Consider the following 6388-nt stretch of genomic DNA (forward strand, 5'->3'; position numbering starts at 1 on the left):
GAATTGACTTGGGCGAGATAAATTCGGGGGGCAAGTTTCATCTGATACAGGTTTTTTATTTCTGGGTCCTGATTCTGCTTTCGGAATAAATCCGGGGGCTTGTATCCTCGATTCTTTCGGTCATTAGTCATTAGTAATTATTTCTCGATGTTATATTTTTATCGGTCAAGATTTTATAATCTCAGATTGCTCCGGGGCTGGTTCACGCTAATCTTTAATACCAACAGAAAATGCAGGTGAACCAGCCCTTACGCGCTATTAATTCAAGCTATTATTAATCAATTTTCTGGGTCTTGAAGTCGTTTAACCAATTCATAAAACGGTTCCCAATTATCCTCAATAGCAATGGCCTCCCAAACAGCCTCAATCGTCGGTCTCAACAGCGATTGTTCGGGATTGTGCTTCCGCAACCTGTCCGCCATTTTATCCATATCATCCGCCGACAAACTTTGCAAAACGTGATAATAAAACTGTCGCCAAGGTGCTATCAAGTCCGCCGGTTCCGCCTCAGTAAAAATTAGACTAGCATCATCTCGCCAAGTGCCAGAAAACTGTCTTCGCAGTTCAAAAAAGAAATCGTGATAGCCTACTTGAGACTCCGCCAGCATTTTAATTGTCACCTTCAACAACTCATCTCCATCAGCTTCTGGCAAATCCTCAAATCCCAATCTCTTGAGCATCAACTCCCGATAAGCTGCATTATAATAATCGCCAAACTTGGCCAAACCCGCATCCATATCAGCTTGAGGAATCGCCGCTGCTAGCGGTTCCTGGAGCTTCTCTAAATTGTCCCTACAAATCAACGGTTGATTGCCGTAACAATAAAGACCCGAATAGTCAAAATAAGCTGCTGTAAATTCCGGCTTGTAAGTTGGGATAAAAGCGAAAGGCCCGTAATCGAAACTTTCTCCTGTAATTGACATATTATCAGTATTAAGCACGGCCTGGCAAAATCCTGCTGCCATCCACTGAGCGACTAATTCAGCTACTCGCTTGACTAAATCTGCATAAAATAGGGCATATTTTTCTGCAGGCGAAACCCCGGCATTACTTGCTTCTAAATGCAGTTGTGGATAGTAATATTCAATAACAAAATCTAAAAGTTTTTTAGTTAAATCCGGGCGGCGGATATAGTGCAATCTTTCAAAAGTTCCAAACCTGATGTGAGAATGACTGAAACGCACCATTACGGACGATCGCGTCGGAGATGGTTCGTCCCCCCGCCACAAAGCATCTCCAGTTTCAACTAAACTAAAACAGCGAGATGTTCTAACTCCCAACCGGTGCAAAGCTTCGGCGGCTAAAACTTCGCGAATTCCCCCTTTGAGAGTGAGTCTACCATCACCGCCCCGCGAGTAGGGAGTGCGGCCGGAACCTTTAGTGCCGAAGTCGTAAAGTCTGCCGTCAGTACCGCGAACTTGGCCGTATAAGAAGCCTCTACCATCACCTAAATTGGGGTTATATGTGTTGAATTGATAGCCGTGGTAACGGAGTGCGAGAAAGGGGCGGACGCAGTGAAATTCGCCGAACGCTTCGATAAAATGTTGGTCGGTTACTTGTGCTGGGTCTAAACCCAATATCGGCAATAATTTGTCGTTGCGGAAGCGGAGAATATGCTGCGGAAAATCGGCCGCAGGGACTTCATCAAAATAGTCGCCACCGAGGGATTCGAGGGCGGGTTCGTAGTTGAGGGAAAGCAAAGGATTTGACATTTTTCTATTTTATCTTGAAATTGGCGATCGCTCCCAATTATATACGGGTAAGGTGCGGACTGCATTGGTGTCAACAATCGCCTCAAACCCTTTTTCTCTCTCGTTTATAGCCGATTTCGATCTCCCTTGCATCCCAGCAGGGCTGTTTCATTTTAAAATTTTAGCATAGCTAAAGTTTGATCATGAAACATTAGCGTCTCCCTGGAAGGCTAAAAATTTTAACGGTCAATTTTAGCGATAGTTAAATTAACCGTTTTTCTTGCTAAAAATGGAGTTGATCTCATATCGGATTGACCATAATATCCCGGCCGGGCGGGTTTTTGAGATTGTCAATTATTGGCCGATGTTGTTGGTGAACCCGCCCCTACCTGATTTCGGGTAATCGACGGGACATGATATGAAGTCTTAAATTTTTTAAATTTAAGTGGGATTCACCAGCTAATATAGTAATCTAAATCATTTGTGAATTTCTTACTCCCTCCCCACGGGTTCGGGGAGGGTTGGGGTGGGGTCAAAAAAATTACAACTCCTACAAGGATTGCTATATACCTTTTCCCCTATTTAAAATTAGTCAACACTCCGTAAATCGCCCAAATCGCCATCGCCCGCAAATAGTGACTTGCCCGAAAAGTTCCCCCCGCCGTAATCGCTTCCGGCGTCCGAAACTGCAACCCATTTTCATAAATCTGCTTCACCACCGCATCCGTCAATTTAAACGCTTTATCCTCCATCCCCATCTGTACCAAAAAAGCGGCCAACCCAAAATTAATACCCGTCCAAACTTCCAAAGGATGAGTCGCATTAGGATTTTCCGGCGAACCGTTCAGCATCACCCCATTTGCCGCACCGAACTCGCCATCGTTGAACTTCAAAAAGCAAGATTCGTACACAGTTTCTAGAGCACTGGCTGCACATTCCGGCGGCACAATATCCGGTAATCCTAACAGTTTCGCGTAAAATTGACCGCACAGTTGGTCGGCCATCACCACTTCGGAATTACTCTCGCTGTCCAAACGGTAATATTGACCGTTCCACAGTTTTTCTTGATAGCTTGGTCTTGCTTGTAACAGCCAACTGTGATATAATGCTATCTTTGCTTGAGGGTTAGGAATTATCTCCGGTGCTGCATCTTCCAAGATTTCACCGATCGCGATCGCAGCCTCCAGCGCCGCCAACCACAAACCCCCGCAATACGCACTTATCCCCCGCATTTGCCAGTCATCAAACGTCTGATCCGGTGCTCCCGAATTCTCAGGAATTCCGTCCCCATCCTCATCAAAAGTTTTCAGATAAGCCAAAGCCTCAACAATTGCCGGCCAACACTCTTGCAGAAACTCACAATCTGTGGCGCCAGTCAACAGGAAATCCCGATAAACCTGCAACACAAAATCGCAAGGCAAATCCTTCCACAAATTGCAATCTTGATAGCTAGTATAATTCGTTTTCTCCCAAGGATGCTCATTAGGAGCACCCAAATCGTGCGGCGTCGCACCGACAGCTTTTCTAATAGCCGAAGCTTGATTCCAGCCAATAATTCTCGGCGTATCGTCTCCTGCAGAAATTGCCCTAGCAAACGCTAAAACCACCGACTTTTCCAAATCCGGCCACAGCATCAACAAAGCAAAAGAACCGTAAAGCCGCACGTCCAAACTTTCGTACCAGCGGTAATCAATGCACTCCAAAACCGCAAATTGACCCTTGGGATCGCGTTCGTCAGCCGCACTCCAAAGAGTACCGCCGTCTGTCAGGGCGTATAACTCGTTAAACAGCGCCATTTTAAAACTGTCTGACAAATCTTTCCGTTCTAAAATGGGTTTTTGCCAAGCTTCAATATTTTCGCGCCAAGTATCCGAATGCTTCATTGCAGTGCGAATAATCGGCCAAGCATTTTTGCCGTTGCGGCCGAAGAAATCCGTATAGCGGCGGTAGTACCAAACTCCCGACGCAAACTCAGTAACGGGCAAGTCCCAAGCTATAATAAAGGGAATTTTGCGAGTTTTTCCCGGTCGAATAGTAAAGCGAACTGCGATCGCACAAGCCAACTGTTCTCCGGCGGCGGCTGCTGTCTCGTCTTTGTCATCCAACAAAAAACCTTCAGCAGAAAAGTTGCGCCAAATATCATCACCGTTCCCCGCCGGGTTCCAGCGAGTTTGATAGAATACTTCTACCGCCGGATTAGTAATAGTTGCGATCGCCCACTGTCCATCCCCCTCTTGCGGTTCCTCCTCAGCAGTCAACCGCGTCATCACGCAGCCTATCCGGTGAAAATCTTCCACCAACAAATTCATATTTCCGCCGCTTTCTCCCCACCGGGGTTGATAGTCATAAAATGGACTACCATCATCTCGAACCATGACTTTCGGCGACTTGTTAGCATTAGTAAACCAACCGACAATATTCTCCCAAGTCAGCATGATGCTGAGAGTAATCGGCGCATCTGTAGGATTGTGCGCCACCCATTCAAACATGGCGACTGGGTAACTGCTTTCCTGATAATTGTTCGGCAAAACTGGCGAAAATTGCTCGCAGCTTAATTGAGCCTCAAACACATTTTCGTAAACAAACCAACTGCGCGGATACAAAGCATGATAAGTCCCTGAAGTTGACTCTTCCCTTCTTCCTTCTTCCTTCTTCCTTCTTCCTTCCGATGGATACCATTTCCAACTAGATAAACTGCCATCGGTAGGCGGTTCAGTGGAGAGTGCAAAAGCTTGTTTCTTGCCTTGAGTTTCTTCAAAAACGCTGAACTGACAAGCGGGCAAACTGCGAAAAATGTGCTCGCCACCGTCAATATGCCAGAGGTTGAAGTCGCCGCGGGACGATCGCCCGATGCAGCCGGCACCGAACCCGCCCAGAGGCATTCCGTGCCAGGGCCCGTCGTCGAGATTGCTTGCGTAGCGGACTGTATAGGGATTTTCCCAACCGAGGCCGATGGGACGTTTCCAGGTGTGCGGGGGGATGTTTGGAGTTGATGTGCGATCGTTCATGATAGATGTTAGTGGCAAGGGCGATCGGCGGAATTCCGGCAGAGACTTAATAGTATATATAGGACTTACGCAAAAAACGCGGTTTCTGATTTAGATTTTAGATTTTAGATTGCAGCAAGCCACTTTATCGGGGCAAAATATCAAATATCACCTAAGCTTAGATTGACAAACTCCGCAGGTATCGTTTAACATTTAATTAGATGCGAATTTCATGTTATCATTATGATTAACCTTTCAAGAGACATACATTCTCTCACCGATTTTAAACGTAATACGACTGAGTTTGTGCAGCGGCTCAAACAAACAAAACATCCTTTAGTTCTAACTGTCAACGGAAAAGCAGAGTTAGTTATTCAGGATGCTGAATCCTATCAGAAACTTTTAGATGCGGTTGAGTTATTAGAGACTTTAAAGGGAATTAAACTGGGTTTGGCACAAATGGATCGAGGGGAAGGGCAAAAAGCGGAGGATTTTTTCAATCAACTGTTTGATAAGCTAGACAGTTAGCGATGAATCAGAAATATCAAGTCATTATCCAACCCGCAGCGCAAAAAGCGATCGAGGAATCTTATTTTTGGTTGAGTAATCATTCTTCTCAGAAGGCTAGAAATTGGTTAGAAGGCTTGTACAAAGCTATCTTATCGCTAGAAAATATGCCTTCTCGTTGTTCCTTCGCGTTTGAGAATAGTTTTTTTGACGAAGAAATACGACAACTTGTTTACGGCAAGGGACGAAATGCCTATCGGATTCTGTTTACGATTGTTGATGATAGAGTTCAGATTATTTTTGTGCGACACGCTGCCCAAAAACCGATGATAGATGAATCAGAATAAACTCCGTCGAAGTGTCGAAACCCTGACTACCAGTGCGTAATTCCTATATTTAGTTTGACACCCCACTTTATCGGGAAAGAATATCATCTAAGCGAAATGGCAAGCTTTTTAGCAGAGGAGAAATAATCGGTTGACCGAGGCGAAATTGTTGCTGGGTGTAATCTTGGTCAATCAGTTGGCAAACGGTGATAGTAGGTTGTTTTGGTTTACCGATAAAAGCCACACCCCCCAATCCGCGATAATCAACTATCCAATATTCTGGAATCCCTAAAATAGCATATTCTTCAACTTTTCGGGCATAATCTGTTTCCCAGTTAGTGCTGACGACTTCTACCACCAATTTAATAGATCGTCCCAGCGTAATCACTGGTTCTCTTTCCCAAAGAGGTTCGCTGACAATAGCGGTTTCATCTAATACGACAATATCGGGACGGCGGGCAGTAGCTGCATCTGAAAATGGACGGATCAAACAAGTGCGGGGAATGAACCAGGGTAGTTTTTCGGCTGCGATGGCGATGCCGATTTGAGTTGCTAGTTTACCGCTGACGGTTTCGTGCGGGCCTGTGGGTTCCCTGTCAACTAATTCTCCGTCAGCGAGTTCGTAGCGGAAGTTGTCACCATATCGATCGAGGAATGTTTCAAAAGTTAGGATTTTTTGCGCGGTGTAAGCCATTGGAAACTAATAGTTTTTTGCTTTATTTTAATTACTGTACTTTAGCATTATTGTCAAATAAAACTAACCCGGAGATCCCCCCTAGCCCCCCTTATTAAGGGGAGTAGGCAGGGTGGATTAATTGTCGAGAGGCTAAATCAAGGCTATGAAGGCTATTGACCGACATTAGGCGAGGCATTTAAC

5 protein-coding genes are annotated in these 6388 nt (G+C 45.3%); 2 read left to right on the top strand and 3 right to left on the bottom strand.

Features of this window, described 5'->3' with window-relative positions; genetic code table 11:
* Window positions 1-278 precede the first annotated feature (278 nt).
* A complete protein-coding gene (locus QUB26_RS22990; RefSeq protein ID WP_333245103.1) occupies window positions 279-1712 on the bottom strand; it encodes a protein adenylyltransferase SelO family protein in 1434 nt (477 codons plus the stop codon).
* A 557-nt stretch (window positions 1713-2269) separates the two neighbouring features.
* Window positions 2270-4699: a GH116 family glycosyl hydrolase gene (locus tag QUB26_RS22995; RefSeq protein ID WP_333319876.1), complete on the bottom strand. Its 2430-nt coding sequence runs from the start codon at window positions 4697-4699 to the stop codon at window positions 2270-2272.
* A 222-nt stretch (window positions 4700-4921) separates the two neighbouring features.
* On the opposite strand from QUB26_RS22995, the gene QUB26_RS23000 reads away from it, so the two are divergent.
* Both QUB26_RS23000 and QUB26_RS23005 read left to right on the top strand, forming a co-directional pair.
* On the top strand, window positions 4922-5206 hold the full coding sequence (locus QUB26_RS23000) for a type II toxin-antitoxin system Phd/YefM family antitoxin (RefSeq protein WP_172187146.1): 285 nt from the start codon (window positions 4922-4924) through the stop codon (window positions 5204-5206).
* A 2-nt stretch (window positions 5207-5208) separates the two neighbouring features.
* Window positions 5209-5532, top strand: coding sequence for a type II toxin-antitoxin system RelE/ParE family toxin (locus tag QUB26_RS23005; RefSeq protein WP_333115063.1), 324 nt, complete (start codon window positions 5209-5211; stop codon window positions 5530-5532).
* 67 nt (window positions 5533-5599) lie between these two features.
* Here the strand turns inward: QUB26_RS23005 and QUB26_RS23010 are convergent, their stop codons facing one another.
* Window positions 5600-6205, bottom strand: a complete 606-nt coding sequence (locus QUB26_RS23010) for a Uma2 family endonuclease (RefSeq protein WP_333245109.1) — start codon at window positions 6203-6205, stop codon at window positions 5600-5602.
* Between the last annotated feature and the right edge of the window lie 183 nt (window positions 6206-6388).

Source organism: Microcoleus sp. B4-C1 (genome assembly GCF_036705285.1).
Taxonomy (GTDB): Bacteria; Cyanobacteriota; Cyanobacteriia; order Cyanobacteriales; family Microcoleaceae; genus Microcoleus.